General features: G+C 54.9%; 12 protein-coding genes and 2 pseudogenes. 7 read left to right on the forward strand and 7 right to left on the reverse strand.

The features are described 5' to 3' along the window. Positions 1-317: 317 nt before the first annotated feature. The gene (locus FRY97_RS20255; protein WP_147169445.1) at positions 318-1,181 is read right to left on the reverse strand and encodes a LytTR family DNA-binding domain-containing protein; all 864 of its coding nucleotides are present in this window, start codon (positions 1,179-1,181) and stop codon (positions 318-320) included. 44 nt (positions 1,182-1,225) lie between these two features. Next, positions 1,226-3,658 (reverse strand): zinc-dependent metalloprotease, encoded by a 2,433-nt coding sequence (locus FRY97_RS20260; protein WP_147169446.1) that lies wholly within the window; start codon positions 3,656-3,658, stop codon positions 1,226-1,228. 119 nt (positions 3,659-3,777) lie between these two features. Between FRY97_RS20260 and FRY97_RS20265 the strand changes: the two genes are divergently transcribed. The 3 genes and pseudogenes from FRY97_RS20265 to FRY97_RS22485 all read left to right on the forward strand — a co-directional run bounded on the left by FRY97_RS20265 (position 3,778) and on the right by FRY97_RS22485 (position 8,391). Next, positions 3,778-4,146: a transmembrane 220 family protein gene (locus FRY97_RS20265; RefSeq protein ID WP_147169447.1), complete on the forward strand. Its 369-nt coding sequence runs from the start codon at positions 3,778-3,780 to the stop codon at positions 4,144-4,146. A gap of 563 nt (positions 4,147-4,709) precedes the next feature. Then, positions 4,710-8,219, forward strand: a pseudogene (locus FRY97_RS20270) (PAS domain S-box protein). Positions 8,220-8,223: 4 nt separating this feature from the next. After that, positions 8,224-8,391: a hypothetical protein gene (locus tag FRY97_RS22485; protein ID WP_170254788.1), complete on the forward strand. Its 168-nt coding sequence runs from the start codon at positions 8,224-8,226 to the stop codon at positions 8,389-8,391. A 47-nt stretch (positions 8,392-8,438) separates the two neighbouring features. Here the strand turns inward: FRY97_RS22485 and FRY97_RS20280 are convergent, their stop codons facing one another. The 3 genes from FRY97_RS20280 to FRY97_RS20290 all read right to left on the reverse strand — a co-directional run bounded on the left by FRY97_RS20280 (position 8,439) and on the right by FRY97_RS20290 (position 12,214). Beyond that, entirely contained in the window at positions 8,439-9,731 is a 1,293-nt protein-coding gene (locus FRY97_RS20280; RefSeq protein WP_147169450.1) for a T9SS type A sorting domain-containing protein, read from the reverse strand. 422 nt (positions 9,732-10,153) lie between these two features. Then, positions 10,154-10,933, reverse strand: a complete 780-nt coding sequence (locus FRY97_RS20285) for a sulfite exporter TauE/SafE family protein (RefSeq protein WP_147169451.1) — start codon at positions 10,931-10,933, stop codon at positions 10,154-10,156. A gap of 93 nt (positions 10,934-11,026) precedes the next feature. Then, on the reverse strand, positions 11,027-12,214 hold the full coding sequence (locus FRY97_RS20290; RefSeq protein WP_147169452.1) for a lamin tail domain-containing protein: 1,188 nt from the start codon (positions 12,212-12,214) through the stop codon (positions 11,027-11,029). A gap of 1,107 nt (positions 12,215-13,321) precedes the next feature. On the opposite strand from FRY97_RS20290, the gene FRY97_RS20295 reads away from it, so the two are divergent. After that, positions 13,322-14,263 carry a dockerin type I domain-containing protein gene (locus FRY97_RS20295; protein WP_147169453.1) on the forward strand — a complete coding sequence of 314 codons (942 nt, stop codon included), beginning with the start codon at positions 13,322-13,324 and terminating at the stop codon, positions 14,261-14,263. A 134-nt stretch (positions 14,264-14,397) separates the two neighbouring features. On the opposite strand, the gene trhA is transcribed toward FRY97_RS20295, so the two are convergent. Continuing rightward, positions 14,398-15,111, reverse strand: a complete 714-nt coding sequence (gene trhA, locus FRY97_RS20300; RefSeq protein WP_211356940.1) for a PAQR family membrane homeostasis protein TrhA — start codon at positions 15,109-15,111, stop codon at positions 14,398-14,400. Positions 15,112-15,151: 40 nt separating this feature from the next. Between trhA and FRY97_RS20305 the strand changes: the two genes are divergently transcribed. Genes FRY97_RS20305 through FRY97_RS20315 form a run of 3 tightly spaced genes read left to right on the forward strand, consistent with a single transcriptional unit; the run spans position 15,152 to position 20,380 of the window. Beyond that, a complete protein-coding gene (locus tag FRY97_RS20305) occupies positions 15,152-16,030 on the forward strand; it encodes a DUF4007 family protein (protein WP_147169454.1) in 879 nt (292 codons plus the stop codon). Further along, positions 16,020-19,250: a hypothetical protein gene (locus FRY97_RS20310; RefSeq protein WP_147169455.1), complete on the forward strand. Its 3,231-nt coding sequence runs from the start codon at positions 16,020-16,022 to the stop codon at positions 19,248-19,250. Before FRY97_RS20305 ends, FRY97_RS20310 begins: the two co-directional genes overlap by 11 nt. Continuing rightward, positions 19,247-20,380, forward strand: coding sequence for a phosphoadenosine phosphosulfate reductase family protein (locus tag FRY97_RS20315; RefSeq protein ID WP_147169456.1), 1,134 nt, complete (start codon positions 19,247-19,249; stop codon positions 20,378-20,380). Before FRY97_RS20310 ends, FRY97_RS20315 begins: the two co-directional genes overlap by 4 nt. Here FRY97_RS20315 and FRY97_RS22490 read toward each other — a convergent pair. Then, a pseudogene (locus tag FRY97_RS22490) lies at positions 20,373-20,705 on the reverse strand (hypothetical protein); the annotation flags it as partial. The gene FRY97_RS20315 and the pseudogene FRY97_RS22490 sit on opposite strands and share 8 nt — an antisense overlap.

Here is a 20,705-nt window from a genome sequence, read left to right on the forward strand (position 1 = left end):
CGCCCTAAGCCTGCTGAAAAAGCATCCGGAAAAAATAAGCATCAAGCGAAAACGAAATAAAAGTGTGATGTCAGATCGATATAGAGAAGATGTGATGGGCATTTAATGCGTCTGCCCTGGGGCCTGCCCCTGCCTGCCGGCAGGCGCCGCTATGCTCCGGGGCTCGCTGTCCGCTCGGCCCTATCGGGCTTGCCACCCCTTCGCAGCGCTAGGCCAATGCCAGGCTAGAGCCCGAAAAGCGCTCTTAAGCCTTCTCTGGTGCGTGGCCTTTAAGGGTCAAAAATTTACGGCTCAATCCACTAGCTGTTTTTCCCGTTTTATGATTGCGCCTGCAGCAACTGCAGTATGGCCTTGCCCTTCGAGCGGGCAACCGGTATGATGGTTTCTTCTATGCCTTCCAAGCTTAGTTTGTACCCTTGTGCGTTGCCGCTGACACGCCTCACTTCTGATAGGTTGACGAGGTAGGAACGATGGCAGCGGGCTATCTCCGGCACACCTTCCAATTGCGCTTCCATACTCTTCAGCGTTGCCCGTATCATCTTCTGCTGAACCGCTCCGCCTTCCATATAACAAACGAGCACATAGTTGTCTGCACTTTGTAGGTAGCGCAGCTGTGCGGCGCTGAGCTCTAGGTTGTCCTCGCTGTATTCCCCTGTGAGCACGATGCGCTGCTGTCCCGCCCTCTCTTCCGCCGTTTTTTTTATTGGTACGGAAGCGGCCCCTGCCTGGTAATGCTTAAGCTTAGCGGTATAGCTGAGCAGTACAGTGGCGGAGATGGGGAAAACCGCAATGGAAAGGGACAGCCCGGTGAAGTACGCTAGATTGTACCATTGGAAAGGCTGCTCGAAGTAAAGGAGGAAGTAGACATGGGCTGCGAGTATGCCGACCCCAGTCAGCAGGCCCGTCCAAATGATCTGCCGCCCTACGGTCCAGCCTTCCTCCTGCAGGAAGGAAGGGAAAAGCGCCCGGCTGCCCTCAAAGAAGGCCCCTACGCTCAGCGCAATGACGGGAGCATACCCTAGCAGGAACCAGGTTTTATGGTCCGATTGGAACGCTCTTGTCCCGAATGGCTGGAACACCAATAGGAATAAAGCCACGAATAAGGCGGTGCCAATGGTGAACGCCCAGGTTTTCCCGCGTTCAAACTCAAAAGGGTAGGGTGCGCTAAGTGTATCGAGCATAATGATTCAGTCAGGCTATATGGTAAGCGTTCTAACCCCGTGCGCTAATGAAGGCCGCCACAGCCGATAGGCGAGCCGTCCGGTATGCTTGGAGGAGCCGGCAGCTTATAGCTTTCAGGGTGTTCCAGGCACATTTGTATTTCCTGTGCCATATAGCTCAAGTGCCCCCTTTCCTCCCGGCTGAGCCCGTCTTTTTGGAGCTTCCGCTCAAAGCTTTTGGCCAGCCCCTGTATTTCCCAAAGGGCTTCGCCAGCTACCTGCGGCATGGCCCTCTTGTCTGAGGAAAGGCGGAGCAGGTGGTGGAGCAGCAGTTTTTGCCCGGCCCGGGAGACCGCAGCTTCTGCGGGCGTCCGGTAGTCGTCTAGGGTTTTCCAGCAAGCCTCCACGAGCTGCCCCAGGCTGAGCGCGGGGGTGCCTGCTGCCCGTTGCACGACTAAGCGGGCCAGGCGTTGAGGGTGGAACATCAGCCCGAGGGTATGTTCGATACTGGCTTCTGCAGCAGCGACCGGGTCAAATGTAACACCGGTATGCGCCTTAAAGTACTCCCGCCCACGGCCATAGCCGATAGGCTGAGGGGGCAGCAGGGCCAGGATATGAGGCGGCAGGGCCAGCTCGGCCGGTTGCAGGGTGCGCAGCAGGGCAGACAGGGCCTGGCTCTGCTCTTCGGCGCTCACCGGGCTCACCGGCTCCTGCCCATCACCCCGCACCGCATAGGTATACTGATAGCCGCCAATGAGTTTGCTCACGGCTGCAGCCTGATAGCGGTGGGCCAAATATATAGGTACCAATACCCGCTCCAGCTCTGCGGCCGGTGCCCCTTCTGGGATCAGCTTTTCGCTGAAGCGGCTGAGGGCTTCCCTGCGCAGGCTCATGATCCGCCCGAGCTCCTCGGCAGGCGAGGTGCCGTTGTCCCAAAGATGGGCCAGTGGGTGGGCCGTGCCGTCTGCCCGTGCACCATCATCGGAGATGTACCTAAGCCCCGACTGCCGGGCCTCATCGAGTATGCGCCTGAGCGCTGCTGCTTCGTCTGTACCCTGTGCAAACTGACTGTATCCATAGCGTATGCTGATTTTGTCCCACTCGCCAATCCCCCTGTCATAGGCTTCCGAAAAATCGAGGCTGCCGTCTTCCTGCAATACGATCAAGGGGTGGGGGTAGTCCATAACGGATGCCCTGCCGTTTGTGCTTGCCGCAAAATTGTGGGCCAGCCCTAGGGTGTGCCCTACTTCATGAGCAGACAACTGCCGAAGGCGGGCCAAGGCCATCTCCAGCATGCGCGGGTCTGCTTTTTCCCCATCAGCATATGCCGCTTCCACCAGGCCTTGGGCAATGAGGAAATCCTGCCTCACCCGCAGCGAGCCGAGCAGCACATGGCCTTTGATGATCTCGCCGGTGCGGGGGTCGGTGACGGAGGTGCCATACGACCAGCCCCGGGTAGAACGGTGTACCCAATTGATGACGTTGTAGCGCACATCCATGGGGTCGGCACCTTCGGGGAGGACCTTCACCTGAAAAGCATTTTTAAAACCGGCGGCCTCAAATGCTTCATCCCACCAGCTCGCCCCTTCTATCAGTGCTGAGCGGACCGGCTCCGGTGCACCTCGGTCGAGGTAGTAAACAATAGGCTCTACCGGCTCGCTCACTTTGGCATTGGGGTCCTTTTTTTCTAGGCGGTGGCGAGGGATAAGCCGCTTGGTCAAAGGCTGCTCAATGGGCGCAGCATAATCCTGATAGCTCAGGGCATAATACCCGGACCGGGGGTCGAAAGCTCTTGGCTGGTACGCTGCGTCCGGCAGGGCGATCAGCGAATGGTGCATGCGCAGGGATATGAGCTCGGGGGCAGGCGCTACGGTGTGCACTTGCTGCCCTTCGGGCTGCCCGGCAAAAGTGACTAAGGCCTCAAATTCTGCATTGAGCGGGAAGCACTTGGTCCGTTCAAGCCAAAGCATGCTCTTGCTTTCATCCACCCTGTAGCTGCCTTCCCCTCTGCTGCGCAGGCGCTGTGCTACACCGTGGGCGTCCCGCATCAGAAAAGGGGTGAAATCGATGAGCACTGCCCTGGCCGATTCGGCTTCAGCCTTAAAGCCCCAGAGCACGGAGCTGGCAAAAGCCTCAGCTACCGACTGCCGCTCATCGGGGTTGTCGCTATTGGCCCGGTAGCGGTAGTTGGGCGCTATGAGCAGCACTTTTGGCCCTTCCCGCTCAAAGCGCACCACACGGGTATCGCCCAGCTGATTGCGGTCCAGCCCAATATCATTGGAGCCGAGCCCGCCGGTCAGGCTATTGACATAGAGGAGTTCCTGCCCCAGTTTATCCACCTTGAGCCATATTTTCCCGTTTTCGGCATCGTAGTAAAAATCAAAAAAACCTTCAAAGGCTTCCATGCCCTGGGTCTTTTCTGAGATGCTCGCCAGTTGTGGGAAGGCGGGGGCCAGCCCGAGGGTAAAGCAGGCGAAAAGGCAGATGAGTTTTTTCATGTCCAACATGATTGGTTCAGAAGTATTATGTTTACGGTCTGCTGAAAATAATAATTATTTCACGTTCCATTGGCCTCTTCTCCCTTTCCCGGCAACGGCCATGCATGATAGCAGATGATATGAAAAACTATTTGCATTTGTTTTGGGCGTTATTGTTCGGCCTGTTCGCCTATTTCCAGCTCAACGACCCCGACCCCTGGGCTTGGGTGGGACTTTATTTATGGGTCGCGCTCATGGCCCTGCTGGCCTTCTTGGGCCGCCCGGTACGGGTTTTGTTATGGGGCGGGCTGTCTTTGACCTTGGGCTGGGCCCTCTACCTCCTGCCTGATTTTATCAATTGGGTCGGCATGGGCATGCCTTCCATCACGAGCCAAATGAAAGCGGAAGCGCCACATATCGAACTCGCCCGGGAATTTTTGGGGCTGCTGATTTGTGGGCTGGCTTTCGCGCTTTACCTTCGGCAGGCCGGCAGGCTGCACAAGGGCTAAGGCGGCATCTTGCAAAGAACTGGCGGCAGAATGGGCTGGGGGCGCTAAATTGCCTTATATTATGGTCGCCCGATAAGCTATCTTGCTGTTTTGGCCCCTTATATGAAGCAAATAGTGTGAATATCGATATCCCTGAAAACGCGACATCAGACCAGTTGAGGGTACTCCTGGAAGTGATGCTCCTGCTGAGCCAGCCTGGCTCAGTAAGAGAAAAGCTACAGCTCAGTTTTGAAAAAATAGGAATGCTGCCTTGTTGTTATGGGCTTTACCTTTTTTCCTGCCCGCCACAGGCAGCTGCCGGAGCCGGGCCGACTGTGCTCATCCACCAATGGGGCAAAGCCCTCCTTAAGCCAGAACTGCAGGAAACTTTCCTGGCAGAGCCGGAGCCGGGGCATTTCATAGCGCTTACAGCGGAGGCTGTAGGGGAGGCCCCGCAGGGCACTTTTTACGCAAGTAGCGTACCGGTGGCATCAGAAGCCCGAACATTGCTGTTGGCCGACTGGTCTTCCGAGCGTGATTTCTCTGTTTCCCTCCTTTCCCCTTTTGTACAAGCGCTGGGCGGTATGCTGAGCCAGGAAAAGGCAGCCGAAGAATTGGCCGTGCAGCGCGATTACCTGCAGGCTGTCATCGACCACCTGCCGGGGCTGGTCTTTTGCAAGGATTACGAAGGCCGCTTCACCTTGGTCAACAAACGGGTAGCAGAGATATACGGCGCGCCCCCCGGCGAGCTTCTGGGGAAGACCGACCTAGACTTCAACCCGTTTCCCGCTGAGGTGGACCGCTACCTGGCCGAAGACCAAAAAGTGATCCGGGAAAAAGAAACGGTCTGGCTGCCAGAAGATTACATCATTACGCCAAGCGGGCAGCGCATCGACTTGCAAACGGTCAAAGTGCCTATTCAAAGGCCGGGGCAGCAGCAGGCGGATGTGCTCGGCATTGCCATCGACGTGTCCTATTGGAGGGGCATTGAAGCCCGGGAGCAGCGGCAGCGCCTGCAATATGAAAATTTCATTCATCACGCAAGCGAGGGCATTTACTATGTAGCCTGCGAGCCGCCCATACCCTGCGATCTCCCTCCCGAAGAGCAAACCCTGCTCTATTATGAGCGGGCCCGGTTTGAGCACTGCAACGAGTCTATGGCCCGCATGTACCATCTCGACAGCGCGGAATCCCTGATCGGTATGCGCATCATGGACCTGCACAAGGGCAGCGGCTTTGACCACAACTGGGAGGTGACCCTGCGCTTTTTTGAAAGCGGCATGCGCATTTGGGGGTTCGAAACCTGCGAGCAGCTGCCGGATGGCACTACGGCCTGGTTTGCCAATCATACAGTAGGCATAGTGGAGGGCGGACTGCTCGTTGGGATTTGGGGCGGGCAGCTGGATATCACAGCTCAGAAGAAAATTGAACTTTCTCTGCTGCATAAACAGGCGGAGCTGGAGCTGGTACTGGAAGGGGCAAGGGTGGCCACCTGGGAATGGGATATCCCCGAGGAGGCTGCTCGTTTCAATGACTATTTTGCCATTATGCTAGGGTATCAGCTTGAGGAATTGCCCGTTTCCCCCCAAGGGTTCAATCGGGAGCTCGTCCACCCGCACGATCTGTCCGGCTTTATCCGGGCTGCTCAGGAATACATCAATTATGGAAAGGAGGATGAGGTGTTCGAATATGAAATCCGCCTCAAAAAGAAGGATGGGGGCTATAAATGGCTGTTGGCCCGTGGCCGCCCTGTAGGCTGGGAAGGAAAGGGGCGCCCTACTCGTGGGCGGGGCATTTTTATCGATATCGATGAGCGCAAACAGACAGAGCTGCGCCTGAAGCGGCAACAAGAAATGCTCACCCTGGTGAGCGAGTCTACAGAAGTTGCCTTTTGGGAGTGGACGCCCGGTGAGCCCCTGGCTCACCTTTCTGCTACTTTTTTCAAAGTGCTAGGGCACGAAAAGCCTCAAAGTGGGTGGCTGGACCTGTCGGCTTTCATTGCTATGCTGCACCCCGATGACCGCAATGCATTTGAGGCTTATGTGCTGGAGCGCCTGAAAACTCCGGAGAAGGGTTTTGAGGCAGAAGTCCGCATACAGCAGCTTTCAGGCCGCTTCCTTTGGGTCTATTGCCGGGGCGAGCTTTATCACCTGGAGGGGCAGGAGCGCATAGCGGGGCTCATCATCAACATCGATGAGCGCAAAAGGGCAGAGCTCAACCTCGTCCGCAGCCAGGAAAGGACGAACCTGATTCTCGATGCTGCCGAGCTGGGCCTATGGGAATGGAACCCTACCACCGGGCACTGCTTTTTCAGTGCTCACTGGGCGGGCATGCTTGGTTATGAACAGCACGAGCTCGCCCCAAGGTTGGAAACGTTCTGGGAGCTGGTACACCCGGATGACAGGTTGGGCTTCGCCCCTCAGCTCAATGATCATCTCGAAGGCAAAATCCCTTATTTCGAGGTAGAGCTCCGCATGCGCAACCGCTCAGGAGATTGGGTGTGGGTCTATGATCAGGGGCGTATTGTGCGCTACAACCGGGAGGGCGAGCCTACGCTGTTGGCTGGCGTCCACATCAATATCAATGAGCGCAAACAGGCCGAGCGCGACCTGGCCGAACGAGAAGCTTTCTTCCGCAGCCTCTACGAGGACAGCCCCTTGGGCATCTTCATCTGTGATGCCGATGGCCTGATCTTGCAGGCCAACAACCGGGCTTATCAGGTGCTGGGCTACCCACGTGATAAGCTCGCCGGTACGCTTTTGGAAAGCTTGGGCACTGAGCCGGGCATCATGGACGGGGTCAAACAGGCTCAAGAGCAAACCCATCAGGTCTACAAGGTGGAACGCCCGTTGCAGCACAAGTCGGGCCGCGTCATCTGGGCCAACCTCATGTTTTCCCTTCTGCTTGATTCGGATGGGGATATGCGCTATATCATTTGCTCCGTGGAGGACATCACCGCCCGGGTGAAGGCAGAGGAAGAACTGCGCAGCAGCCGTCAGCTCAAGCGGGCCATTATCGAAGCGCTGCCCGACCTGAAGTTCCGCATTGACCGCAGCGGGCATTTTGTGTCTTATTTCACTACCGTTTCCGAATCGCTCAGCTTGCTTATGCAGCCGGACGATTTTTTGGGGAAAAAGCTGGAGGAAGTGCTGCCTCCTTATCTGGCCAGCGGCCTGCGCCAAAATCTCGAGCGGGCCCTCTCTTCCCATAAAGTGCAAGCCTTTGAATATCCCCTGCTCATGTCTGATGGGCTCAAGCATTACGAGGCCCGGGTCAATGCCATTAATGAGGAGGAGGTCATTGTGGTCATCCGTGATATTACCGACCTGAAAAATATGGAGCGCGACCTCAAGCAAAAGCTGGAAGAACTGGCTGCCAACAACGATATGCTGACCAAGTATGTGGAGTCGAACGCGCAGCTGGAGAATTTTGCGCATACCGTGTCCCACGATTTGCGGGAGCCGGTCCGGACGATGAACAGCTTCGCACGGCTGCTGCAGGCCCGTTACCGGGAAAAACTGGACGACGACGCCCATGCTTACCTGGATTTCATCTCAGAGAGCGCTAGCCACATGAACAAACAGATCGAGGACCTGCTGGAGTTTGCCCGCCTGACCAACAGTGAGTCGCCGGGGTATGAGGAGGTAGACCTCAACCGCTTGATCGAGGTGATCCGGCGGGCGCTCCGCGGCCTCATTGCCGATAAAGGAGCGGTCATCGACCTTCCCGAAACCTCTTTGCCGGTGGTGCTGGGCAACCCCACCAAGCTGGGGCAGCTTTTTCAAAACCTCATTTCCAATGGGATCAAATTCCACAAGCCGGGGGTGCCGCCTGTGGTCAGCCTACGGTATGAGGAGCTGCCCGACAGATGGCGGTTTGAGGTGTCTGACAATGGCATCGGCATACCACAAGAACAGCAGGGGCAGGTTTTCTTGCTTTTCTGAAGGTTGCACAGCAAGAAAGTATACCCTGGCTCAGGCATCGGGCTGGCCCTGTGCAAACGGGTGGTCGAGCAGCACGGCGGGGAGATCGAGGTCTTTTCTGCGCCCGGGGAAGGGGCTACTTTCCGGTTTACACTAGACAAAAAATACTAAGCGCATGAAGACTAAAGACTGCGCCCTTTGTGGCAAGCCCGGGGAGGTGATGTTCCGCGTACAGCTGGGCAAGGGGAAACCCTGGGTGTTCGTCTGCAAGCCCTGCTGTGAAGCCGAAAGAGAAAAGCCCGGCTACCGCTACGGAGGGACTTGGAAAGGCGCCCGCCACTGAAGCCCCTCCCCGGCACTGCCCAAAAGCGGAGCCGGGGAAGGGGGCCATCATCTTACAATCAGCCGGGCCTGAGGGGCATCTTGACCGCCCTGCAGGCGCGCCCAGTACAAGCCAGCCGGCAAGTGTGTAGTGGAAATGGACAGCTGCCCTGCCGTGCCTTCTGGCAGCGGCTGAGTAAGCCAGACCCTGCCATCTGAACCGATCAGCTGCAGGCTGCCGCTCTGCCCGCTCAATCCGCCAAACTGCACTTGTACCTGCCCCTGAGCGATGGTCGGGTACAGGCTTAGGGTAGCTTTGCCCCCTTCGCGGGTTACAGCCACCGGCCCGTGGTATTCCGCCTGCCCATCAAAATCAGCCTGCCGCAAACGGTAATAGCTGCGCCCGGGCAGCGGCTGCCGGTCGGTAAACTGATACCCTTGGGCTTCCTGTGTGGTGCCGGCCCCGGCTACGCGCCCAATTTCTGTGAACGCCCGCCCGTCTGCACTGCGCTCCACAGCCATATAGTCGTTGTTGAGCTCGGTGGCCGTCTGCCAGTACAAGGCTACAGCCTCCCCGGAAGGCCGGGCCCCGAAAGCGGTGAGGGCGATGGGGAGGATCCCATAGCTGCTGCTGTTGTTGATCGTGAAATTAGCCGCAGTAGGGCTGTCTGCTGGAAAGTCTGGAGCGGTTGAATCAGTACTTTGGTCTCCGCTGCCATCAGCAGTCGACCAGTTAGTATCTTGGTCTGCATCCGCACTGTTTATCTTGGCCGCACAGTCTTGGATAGTTTCTGCGTTCCCATCACAGGAGATGGAGCCTATGAAAACGGCTACATCCTCATCTCCTGTTATAGCAGTTGCAGTTATACCGTTTGTCAGCCCTGTATTGGTCAAAACCCCGCTGCCAGCTACAAAGAAGGGAGAAGTCGCATCATTGCTTATTGCTGCAAGGAAGCTGGTAGGAGTTGAAGGTGTCGCAGGGGAAGCGAGATAAGCGTAAAGCACTTCGTCAGCGCCTGATAAGTCCATACCCAATTCGGGCCTTGCAGCCGTACCTACATCGCTAGAGATGCTAGCGTTTTGGACGGATTGTAAAGTAATGACCGACCCTGCTGAAATGGGCACTCCGGTGGAGTTGGCCCAAGAAACAACCCCTTCGCTGCCTTGGAAAGCATTACCGTCCCATTCTTTGTCTGTGAAATAGATGGTGAACCCATCTGGGATTTGCTGTAGCGTGACAAATGAAAACCCATCTTCGCCATCTGCATCAAATGCAGTAAATACAATGCTGCCCGGGCCGGTCTGCCCCCATACGGCCACAGATAGGCAGAGGGCTGCACAGAGTGTAGAGAATACTTTCATAGTGCTTGTGTTAAATAGATAATGGGTGCAAGGCTTATGCTTTGCACGTTGGCTTAGTGCTGTGTTGTTTTTTTTAGCGCGTGTTGGGATTATGGTCTTCTAGCCGAAAACCGGAGTTTAGCCAAGTCCCGCTTTTTATGCACAAAAGCGGGAGGGATTTTCGGGGCGAAGTATAAGCGGAAAAGTGTCCCGTTAGCTTAGCGGGACAGACCGGTTAACAAAGTCCCATCACGCTCTTAGTTCAGCTTGGGCAGGCCAGGGGGCAGAAAAAAGCTAGGTAGGGGAATGAGGATTGCCCGGTACAAGCCGGCCACGGTGTCTTTGGGAAGCCTAAAAATAAGCATTGTCCGCAAAGGCAAGGCTCCTCCTGAGTTATTTCTAGGTTAAATCCAAAAGGAGGGCAGCCTGCCGGAGGGGCGCTGCTAGCCCCCGAGCAGGAGGTGGAGGTCGAACAGGCGGGCGATGGCCAGTAAGACGACCGCCACGAGCAGGCGGTGGGCCCAGACATTGGCCTGCGGGTAGCGGGCGGCGTAGTGGGCCGTGAAGTACCCTCCGGTAGTCTGCCCGACCGCCATCAGCAGGCCCACGGGCCAGCTGATCAGCCCCTGCCATTGGAAGACGAAGATGACAAGGAAGGTGTAAGCGCCCACCACAAAGCCCTTCACCGCGTTGGCCTCTACCAGGCTGTAGCGGGCGTAAAGGACCATGACCGCCAGGAAAAATACGCCCATGCCCATTTGGATGAAGCCGCCGTAAAAACCCAGCCCAAGGTAGAGGGGGATGGCGACGAGGGGGTGGGGCTGCCGCTCAAGGTCGGACTCCCGCAGCCAACGCTTGGGCTTGACGAGGATCACCAAGAGCATGAGCACCATGAGGAAGCGGAAGACACTGCGGAAAGCTTCGTTGCTGACGTTGACCGCCACCGCCACCCCGGCTATGGCACCGGCTATGGTGAGCAGGATGGGCCACCGGCTGCGTTGGAGGTCGAGCTTGCCGTTGCGGTAAAAGGCATAGGAGCCGGCGGCGCTTTGGGTGAATATGCCCACCCGGTTGGTGCCGTTGGCCAGATTGCCCGGCAGCCCGATGAGCTCGGTCAGTATAGTGAGGGTGATGGCGGAGCCATTGCCGGCCAGGGTGTTGATGCTGCCCGCCAGGGTGCTGCCGATGAGGACAATGGCCAGTTGGTAAAGCTCCAATTCCATTTCGCGTTCTGTTTTGCTGGGGCGAAGGTACGGAATGTGGCGGGGCTTTACGGTGCCCTGAAGTGCTTGTTTGGAGCGGTTCCGTTATGAAAATCAGGGCTTGATGAGACGGGCGCTAGCCTGTGCCTGCCCCTGCTGCGCCTGCCACCTCAGGACGAACACCCCTGCGGGCTGTTGGCTGAGGTCGACCTGCAGGGGCTGAGCAGCGGTAGGCCACTGCTGCAGGAGCTGCCCACTGCTGTTGAAAAGGTAAAGGGTGCCGGGGCCGGAGTGGCTGATGCGCACCTCGGCCGCCCCTTGGGTGACCGTAGGGGAAGCAGTGATGCCCGCCGGGGCGCCTTGAGCTTCGAAGGTGAGCCCGACAGGCCCGTGGTACGCTACCTGCCCATCAAAGTCGGCCTGCCGCAGGCGGTAGTAATTGGCCCCGGGCAGGGGCTGCCGGTCGGTGAACCGATAGTTTTGCGGCTCCTGCGTAGTGCCCGCCCCGTTGAGGCGGCCGATCTCGGTGAAGGAGCGCCCATCTCCACTGCGCTCTATGGCGATGTAGCCGTTGTTGAGCTCGGTAGCGGTGCGCCATGCAAGCAGGGCCTGCCCCTCGGCCGCACGGGCCGTGAAGAACTCGAGCGCTATGGGCAGGGGGGCGCCGTTGGCCACAAAACCGCCGGGGGTAGGGGCTTGGTTGTTCTCAAAGGTGCCCATAGCAAAATTGCGCTGTATGGAGTCGGAGTCGTCTGCGGTCTCCTGTGCGGGGGTAGCGGGGTTGGCACCGAACAGGAGGTCTGATAAGGTGCCCAATAGTACGCCGAGAAGCCCGCCCAATAGCCCGGTGGGCGGGTCATCGGAATAGGCAAAGCCGTCAACAAGATTGCCCATGTCTATACTGTTGGCGTCTGAGCCGTTGGTTACGCAAGCGGGCTGATCGAGGAGGGCGACCGCCCCGGCGTCAGGTATCCAATTTGTTTCGGTAGGGGGCGGCATATCGCTGTTCGAGAAATTGCCGATGACATAGAAGCCTTGTGCGTTGAGCGCTTCCCCGTCGAGGCCAATGCAGTGGGACACTTCTTCCGCTTGGTCGATCAGCACGAGCTTGAGCCCGTCTAAGCTTGCGCCGGCAGGGCCGAAGAGCTCAATGAATTCATGGTTATCATTGTTGTTAAGGCCAAGGAGTCCGGTTGGTGGCTGATTTGCATCAATTTCGCTGATAACGATATTTTGGGCGGGCAGGGCAAAGGCAGACAGCAGGCAGAAGCCTGCGGCGAGCAAGGGTGTGAGCTTGTGCATATTTGTGTTGTTCGTCCTCCGGTAGGCCGGAGCAGTGCTTGTTTCAAAAAAGCCCGGGCAGTGCCGGTTGTTGTTCGTGCGTTGAGACGGCGAGCAGGCCTTTAGGCCACAGGCCGCCGGCCAAATATTTTCAGCGCCCAAAGTTAGGCCATTCAGGGGGGAAACGCAATGTTTTGGGCCGGTTTGCAGCTGGGGCAAAAAAAGAAGGCTGCTCTGCAGCAGCCCTCGTAAACTTGGATTAGTATGAAAAAACGATCTTGGTTCTCTATGTGTGGAGCAGTGCGCTGCGGGCAAACAAAAAGCAAGCCCACTCACGTGCGCGCGGCTCAGAACGATTAGGCATGATGTGCCGGGGGCAAGCCTATTGTATGTGGACTGTTATGAAAAGCGTTGGTAGCGCGTTGGGCAAGCCGGTAGCCGGTCTTGTCCCGTATTCATTTCAGCCGGGTGCATCAGCCGTTGTGGCTGGTTTTTGTAGTATAGACGGGGGCAAGCCCCAAAAGGTTGCATCTATCGGCACGAAAATGGCGGTTTATGGCAAAAAGTGCAAGTGCAGGAGCGTTACTTTTCTATTAACGATGCTATCCAAGAGACGAAGGAGGGCAAAGCAGCAAGCAGGCCGCTGTTTTTTGAAGGAGATGGGGCCTGCCCCTGCCTGACGGCAGGCGCCGCTATGCTACGGGGCTCGCTATCCGCTCGGCCCGCGCCCGCAGGCGCGGTCTGCAAGCACCCCTCCGCAGCGCTAGCCCGTTGGCATTGCAAAGGCAGTAGGAGCAGGCCAAGCGCGCGCTGCCCGCCAATGCGCCCGATGATGGGCGGGGAAGGCCGTAGTGCAAATGGGGGCCCGGCCTCCTGTGGTTTATGGGCAGGAAGCATTATATTAGAGCGTGTTGGGAGCAGTTCCGCAAGGAAAAACCAAGGGCTCAGGCCCGCCTGCTGTGTCAGCATGACCCGCAGGCGCTTGGCGGCGCCAATGCGTTTGAGCTTAGCGGGCTAAATGAAAAGCTATTCATAAAGCGTTGATTGGCAATCAGGAAAGAGCCCCAAATAGGCGATTGGCAATGTAATGGGCCTATGCCCTATTGAAAACCCATAAAAGTGAATCCCATGAATCAATTATTACGAGCTGCCGCTCTGTGCGCCGCCTTTTGGGGCGCCACGGCCTTCCTTGCGCCCGTGCCGGCTGAGCCCACGCCCGAGTGCATCACCGGGCATCAGGTACATTTGCCCTCCCCTTTCAGCCCCGATGGGGCAGAAGGGGCATGGCTGCCGGCCACAGCCCTGTTGGGCAATACATTGGCAGACAGTGCGGGCGTGGTCTCCCTTTCCATCAACCTCCTTGGCGAGCCGGACAGCCTGCTGCGCGACAGCCTTTGGCTGACCTGCGCCGATGTGGGCACGGTGGTGGTGGAGCTGAGGGCGATAGACGCTCTGGGGCAGGTAGGGCGCTGCCTGGCCGGGGTACAGGTGCTGGACGAGCAGACCCTTTGCCCGACAGACTTTTTCGGTTTTTTCGGCACAGTGACCGCCTGGTGGGGCGAGCCGGTGGCCGGCGCTCAGGTCGCCCTGTCGGGCGGGGCTACAGCGGTAGCCGAGACCGGCCCGGAGGGGGCTTATGCCCTGTACGAGCCGCCGCAGGCAGGGCTGGATTACGAGCTGCGCCCATTTTGGGGGGCAGGCCCGCTCAATGGGGTCTCTACGCTGGATATGGTGCGCATCGGGCAGCACATCTTGGGCACGGTGCCCTTGGAGAGCCCCTATCAGCGCATTGCGGCCGATGTCAACGGCTCGGGCGTCATCACCCTATTGGACCTGATACGGCTGCGCCGCCTGGTGCTGGGGCAGGAGGTGAGCCTGGGCGAGGTGCCGAGCTGGCGCTTTGTACCGGCCGGCCATGTCTTTGAGGAAGGCGGCACCGGGGTGCCGGATTTCCCGGAGGCGCTTTCCCTGTCGGGCCTATCGACCGTTGCGGACAGCTGGGCCCAGGATTTTGTGGCGGTGAAGGTGGGCGATGTGAACGGGGATGCAGACCCGGTGCTGCAGCCTTGAGCCCTTGCCGGGCTGCGTAAGCGATGTGGAGGGGTGCTTGCAGACCGCGCCCACGGGCGCGGGCCGAGCGCTAGCGAGCCCCGCAACGTAGCGCCCCGCTGCCCCCCGGCAGCGGGGTACGCCCTGCTGCTGCCTCAGCTGGTGTAGATGGCGGTGATGCCGAGGTAGTGCCCGAGGGTGCCGCCGATGACGAAGAGGTGCCAAATGGCGTGGTGGTAGGGGAGTTTTTTCCAGGCGTAGAAGAGGACGCCTATGGTGTAGGAGAGCCCGCCGAGGAGGATGCCGAGGGTGGCGGCGGCGGGCATTTGGGGGAGCATGCTGGGGAGGGTGAGGGCGCCGGCCCAGCCCATGACGAGGTAGAAGGCGACGGAGAGCCATTCCCAGCGGCCGAAGAAGAAGAGCTTGTAGAGGAGCCCGGCGGCTGCCATGCCCCAAATGAGGGGCAGGTAGGGGCTGCCGGGCAGGTAGCGCAGCAGCAGGGGGGTGTGAGTGCCGGCGATGAGGAGGTAGATGCTGATGTGGTCGAGCTTGCGCAGGCGGTATTTCCACTCGGGGCGCTGTACGGCGTGGTAGGCGGTGGAGGTGGCGTAGACGAGGGCCATGCTGCAGCCGAAAATGAGCAGTCCGGCATAGCTGGTGCCGGTGGCAGGTAGTTGCAGCAGGTAGGGCAGCCCGGCAAGTGCGAGCAGCAGCCCAAGGGCGTGGGTGAGGGTGTTGGCGCGCTCCTCGGCTGCCGTGGTGGTAACGAGCATGGCTTTTGTAGGGAGAACGCGGCAGGAGGGGGATGGGTTGTGGTGTATAAAATAAATAACGGTACCTTTTAGTGTACTTTTTGTTTTACTTTGCACGTCCTTGATTGAAAGTAAAGAACCCACTCAAAGTTTGTTCATGGAAGCAATGTACTTTACAGGCCACGAGACTTTTCATTGCCGGAATTATTGGCTGAAAAAAGGATTGGACCTGCTCTGGGGTGGAAAAAGGTTTGATGAAGAGGCGGTAGTCGAATTGGGGGTTGGGAAGAACATGGTTTCTGCCATACGATTTTGGCTTAAAGCTTTTGATTTGCTAGATGCAGACGAAAAGCCAAATAGTTTTGCGGAACTCCTTTTTAGGGATGGATCGGGCTTAGACCCTTACCTTGAGGATCCTGCTTCTTTATGGCTGTTACACTACCGTTTAGTTACTGCGAAAAGATCATCGATATACCACTTTGTATTCAACTTTTTCCGCAAGCAGCGTATTGAGTTCAGGGAAGAACACCTTCGGGCTTATTTGGAGCGGCAAGTTGAAGAATCTGGGCAGTTTATCCATTCTAGTTCTATCCGTAAAGACATTAGCGTGTTCCTACGCAACTACCTTCCGCCAAACCCTTCGAAGGGGATAGAGGAGGGGTTCTCAAGGATGTTGTATGAGCTAGAATTGATTGAGCAGATAGGGAAGGAGGCAGAGGCATCAAAGGGCAAAGACAGGCGGTTTAAGATAGAGAACAAGGTAAGGCGGGATTTGCCATATCAAGTATTGCTGTATTGCATTGTCGAGAACCCCAACTATTCAACTTCCATCAATTTCAAACAACTTTCTTCAGATGTTGATAGCGTTGGATCTGTATTTGCGCTTTCGGACGCTGGTTTGTTGGGCAAGATAGAAGAGTTGATTCAAGATTACCCAAAGCATGCCGTGTTTACTGATGATGGCGGAGTAAGGGTTTTACAATTTAGAAAGCCAATTGACCATAAGGGGGTACTTAAATTATATTATGACAAGTAAATTTTCTCCTTCTGTTAACATTATAAGAGATCAAGGTAAAGATGCATTCCATTATCTGCCTACAAATAATAGTAAGCAGATATTCGAATTGATTGCTGCCAACTTTGCCAATGGGTTGCGATCGTTTTCGCTCATAGGCAGCTATGGCACAGGGAAGTCAGCATTTTTGGTAGCCTTAGAGAAACAGCTTAAGGGCGAGTCAGCATTTTTTGTGAGTCAGGATTCTAGCCTATTTCATTTTTCAGGTTACCGTTTTATCCGGTTGGTAGGTCAAAAGGCGTCTTTAGCCAATGATTTGGGCGAAGCCTTAGGTAGCAATGGGGATGCTAAAAAGGTGCTGAAGCAACTAGAAAAAGTATCTGATAGCTGTAAAGCGAAGGGTGAGGGCATCGTGGTTGTGGTGGACGAGTTTGGTAAATACTTAGAGCATGCAGCAACGGTAGACCCAGATAAGGAGCTATATTTCATTCAGGAGTTAGCAGAGCTTGTAAATGATGAGGATAGAAATATCTTATTGCTAACCACCTTGCATCAGAATTTTGATGCTTATGCTATTGGGCTTAGCGATGCTCAGCGCAAAGAGTGGGAAAAGGTTAAAGGCCGGCTTAAAGAGCTTGCATTTAATGAGCCTGTAGAGCAGTTGCTCTATCTCGCGAGTGCGTTCATGGAGCAGGAAAGAGACCTGCCGCTGAAGCCGTTAGATGGAAACCTGACTAAATTGGTTAAAAAGAAGAGGGCCTTTGTACTTAAAAATGAGCTGACCGAATCCTTTACGGCTACTTTGTACCCATTCGACCCTTTAAGTGGAATGGCTTTGACACTGGCACTACAGCGGTACGGTCAAAATGAGCGGTCGTTATTTGGTTTTCTGCAAGCGGACGAACACTTTGGCATTCGCCGTTTCAAACCTTCCCTGGAGCAACCTTACTACAGCCTTGCGAGTGTTTATGATTACTTACAGTATAACTTCTATCATACTTTGTCTTCTAAGTATAATCCGGACTATTCAAGGTGGGCAAGACTGAGGGATGCGCTAGATCGTGTCGAGGCCGTTTTTACAGAGAGGGAAGGGGTAGGCGCAGCATTGAAAATTGTTAAAGCTATCGGGCTTTTGGATATTTTGGGCGCTGCAGGAGCAGCGATTGACCAGGAGTTATTGAGCTTATATTCAAAAATTTGCTTGGGCATAAACAGGATTGAAGCTATTGTGTCAAAACTGGAAGCCCAAAAAATAATTCGGTTCCAGTCTTTTCGGAACCGCTATAAGATATTTGAAGGTACAGACATAGATATCGACCAATTGTTTCTAAAAGCCAGAGAAGAGGTTGGGGATATCGGCAATCTAGCATTGGCTGCCCGGCCTTTTATACATTTTGATTATGTTCCTGCTAAAGCAGCCACTTATGAAACAGGGACTCCCCGTATTTTTCGGTTTGAAGTAACCGATAGCCCCGTGATGGAATTCGATTATCACGAAGAAAAGGAAGTCGATGGTATTGTAAATTTGATTTTCGAGGAAGATGACACCATCTATGAGAGCAAAGAGGAACCTTTGCCAATTTTGCATGGGGTAATACAGCGGGCAGATGCTCTGAAGGAGCGGGTGAAAGACATAAGGGCTGTAGAAAAGGCACTAGAACTGATAAATGATGACAAGGTAGCTAAGCGAGAGCTCCTTGAATTGAAACAAAGCCAAATTAGCTTTCTGAATGAAGCATTTGGTGAGGAACTTTTCTACAATGGAGGAGTCATCTGGCACTTCAATGGTGAAGAAGTCAATGCAAGTACAAAACGGCGGTTTAATAAGTTGTTGAGCGATATTGTGCAAAGGGATGTATACCCTGAGACGCCTGTATTCAAGAATGAGCACACTAATCGTACATCGGTCTCAAGCAGTATACATACTGCCAAAAAGCAATACATCGAAGCTCTCATAAAGGACTGGAGTAAGCCATTAATGGGGCTTCCTGAAGATCGGTTCCCAGCTGAAAAAGCGATTTACTTTTCCATTTTAAGGAAAACTCAAATTCATGTGCATTCGTCTTCTTTCTCTGCTGAGTTCAATAAAATGCCAAAGGAGCAGTCCTTCAAGCCATTATGGTCGGTTTCGATGGACTTTTTAGCTTCTGCAAAGCAAGGCAAGCGTAAGCTAAAAGCGCTTTATGACACATTGCGGCAGCCTCCCTTTCGCTTGAAAGATGGTTTTTTAGAGTTTTGGATGATTACCTTCCTTTTCATTAAGCGGGAAGATTTTGCCCTATTTAAAGATGGCAGGTATATTCCAAATTTATCAAAGGAAGTCCTAGAGCTCCTCATGCGTGAGATTGGCCGCCACGAGATAAAGACTTTCAATATAGAGGGAGTTAAGCTAGATTTGTTTAACCGTTACCGGGAATTGACGCAACAGGCGCAGTCGGACGGTGTGACGGCTTCTGGGTTTCAAGAAACGGCAAAACCATTTCTGGTTTTTTATGCCCAGCTGCCCAAATATACTCAACAAACACAGAGACTTAGTTTCGATGCCATTGCCTTTAGGGATACTATAAAGGGGGCAAAGGAACTTGAGAAAACTTTTTTTGAGGATCTTCCTGCCTGCTTTGGGTTGAATGTCAACAAACTGAACCGCGATGAAGATGAGCTGAAAAGGTTTATTGACCGCCTGCAGCAGAGCATATCAGAGCTCAGGAGTGCCTACGATGATCTGTTGGGCCGGTTTGAATTAGGGCTACTTAATTTCTTTGGACTAACAGATACTGATTTTGAAGGGTATCGATTGAAAATACAGAAGCGCTACAGAGGTCTTAAGCCCCACTTGTTACTGCCTCGGCAGAGGGCTCTGTTCAACCGGCTATATTCTAAGTTGCCAGATAAAACAGCCTGGCTAAACAGCATTGGACAGGCGCTGTTAGGTAAGCAGCTATCAGATATTTCAGATGAGGAGGAACGTCTCTTGTATGATCGCCTTAGCTTAAGCTTTGGCGAGCTGGACAACTTACTTGAACTTAGTGAGGTCCCCTTTGACGAGGAGAAAGAGGAAGTTTATCAGATTGAAATTACGTCCTTCAATGCTGAGCCCCTAAAAAGAAATGTTATCTTGTCAAAGACACAACAAAAAAAGGTAGATGAGGTCGAGCCAGAACTGCGGCAAGCACTCGATAAGCTTAAAGATCCTAAGCTTCAGCAAGCTGCACTAATTAAGCTCATAAAGGAGATGTTATGACACAAGAGGTCAAACACGTACTTGGTATTTCGGGAGGGAAGGACAGCGCTGCGCTCGCCATTTATCTGCGCGGGCGTTACCCGGAGCTGCCGGTGGAGTACTATACCTGTGATACGGGCAAGGAGCTAGACGAGACGTACGAGCTGATCAACAACCTGGAGGTTTATCTGGGGCAGTCGATCACCCGCTTGGAAGCGGCGCAGGATAGCCCGGAAGCCCCTTTTGACCACTTTCTGCAGGTCTACGGCGGGTATTTGCCCTCGGCCATGTCGAGGTGGTGTACCAAGAAGCTGAAGCTCGACCCCTTTGAGCAATACATTGCCGGGCAAGGGCCGGTGGTGTCTTACGTGGGCATCCGCGGCGATGAGGAGCGGGAGGGGTATATCTCTAAGCGCCCCAATGTGCAGTCTATCTTCCCTTTCCGGAAAAACATCTGGAGCGAAGATGTGGTGCGCAAAGTGTTGGACAATGCCCAAATCCCTTTCGTGCGGGGGTTGTACGAGGCACAGGCGGCGGGTGCGCCCAATCTGTCCCGCATGCTCGAGCTTGTGCAAGAGCCGGCCTCTGCTCATTTCCCGCAGCGGCAGAAACTAGATATGCTGCTCGACCTGAGCACGCCCACGTTCAACGCAGTGGCCTTCGCTTTCCTGAAGACGACGGATTACCCCCTATCAAAAGTGGACCACTTCCCCTTGGTCGATAACGATGAAGTGTTGGTGCGCGATGACATCTTCCGCATCCTGCGCGACAGTGGGGTGGGCGTCCCCGCCTATTACGAGAAGCGGGAATATCAGGTGGAAATTGAGGGCGAAGTGAAAACCGGGCACTACTCCCGCAGCCGTTCCGGCTGCTTCTTCTGCTTTTTCCAGCAAAAGATAGAGTGGGTGTGGCTGTACGAAAACCACCCGGAGCTGTACGAAAAAGCGAAAGTGTACGAAAAGGACGGCTATACCTGGCAGCAGGGCGAAACGTTGGAAGAGCTGTCGCAGCCCGAGCGCAGGCAGGCGATCAAACGGGAGCACTACCTGCGCACAGAACGGCAACGGAATAACGCACAGTCGGACAGCCTGATCGACATCCTCGGGGTGGAGGATGCAGAAGGGGAGGGGTGTGCGGCTTGTTTTATTTGAATAACTCGGGAAATATCAAGTCTGGCTGAAATTCTTGGCAAATATTTATTCCATCAAATCTTATCCAATGAGCAGCAAATGACAATGCAAATGGCCTCCAAAGCCTTTTTTGGGATCTTGTTACAATCTCTCTATATTCAGACTCTTCCAAAATAGCCTCGCACTCGTCTCTTTCCATATAATGTTTTATAACATAATCTATTGCCAAGATTGCATCAAACGGAGGGTGTGAAATACGAGGAGCTGGCAAAATAACTGTATCTCCTACTTCTTTAGCTTTTTCCTTCATTTTATCCCCACCAAACGTCCAATGATACTCAGGGTG

Origin of the sequence: Phaeodactylibacter luteus (genome assembly GCF_007993045.1) — a bacterium.
GTDB lineage: Bacteria > Bacteroidota > Bacteroidia > Chitinophagales > Saprospiraceae > Phaeodactylibacter > Phaeodactylibacter luteus.

Bases quoted from the DNA above. Each gene is read 5' to 3' on its own strand.
- FRY97_RS20295 (WP_147169453.1), top strand. From the start codon at position 13,322: ATGAATCAATTATTACGAGCTGCCGCTCTGTGCGCCGCCTTTTGGGGC.
- FRY97_RS20260 (WP_147169446.1), bottom strand. From the start codon at position 3,658: ATGAAAAAACTCATCTGCCTTTTCGCCTGCTTTACCCTCGGGCTGGCC.
- FRY97_RS22485 (WP_170254788.1), top strand. From the start codon at position 8,224: ATGAAGACTAAAGACTGCGCCCTTTGTGGCAAGCCCGGGGAGGTGATG.
- FRY97_RS20285 (WP_147169451.1), bottom strand. From the start codon at position 10,933: ATGGAATTGGAGCTTTACCAACTGGCCATTGTCCTCATCGGCAGCACC.
- FRY97_RS20265 (WP_147169447.1), top strand. From the start codon at position 3,778: ATGAAAAACTATTTGCATTTGTTTTGGGCGTTATTGTTCGGCCTGTTC.
- FRY97_RS20255 (WP_147169445.1), bottom strand. From the start codon at position 1,181: ATGCTCGATACACTTAGCGCACCCTACCCTTTTGAGTTTGAACGCGGG.
- FRY97_RS20315 (WP_147169456.1), top strand. From the start codon at position 19,247: ATGACACAAGAGGTCAAACACGTACTTGGTATTTCGGGAGGGAAGGAC.
- FRY97_RS20290 (WP_147169452.1), bottom strand. From the start codon at position 12,214: ATGCACAAGCTCACACCCTTGCTCGCCGCAGGCTTCTGCCTGCTGTCT.
- FRY97_RS20280 (WP_147169450.1), bottom strand. From the start codon at position 9,731: ATGAAAGTATTCTCTACACTCTGTGCAGCCCTCTGCCTATCTGTGGCC.
- FRY97_RS20310 (WP_147169455.1), top strand. From the start codon at position 16,020: ATGACAAGTAAATTTTCTCCTTCTGTTAACATTATAAGAGATCAAGGT.
- FRY97_RS20305 (WP_147169454.1), top strand. From the start codon at position 15,152: ATGGAAGCAATGTACTTTACAGGCCACGAGACTTTTCATTGCCGGAAT.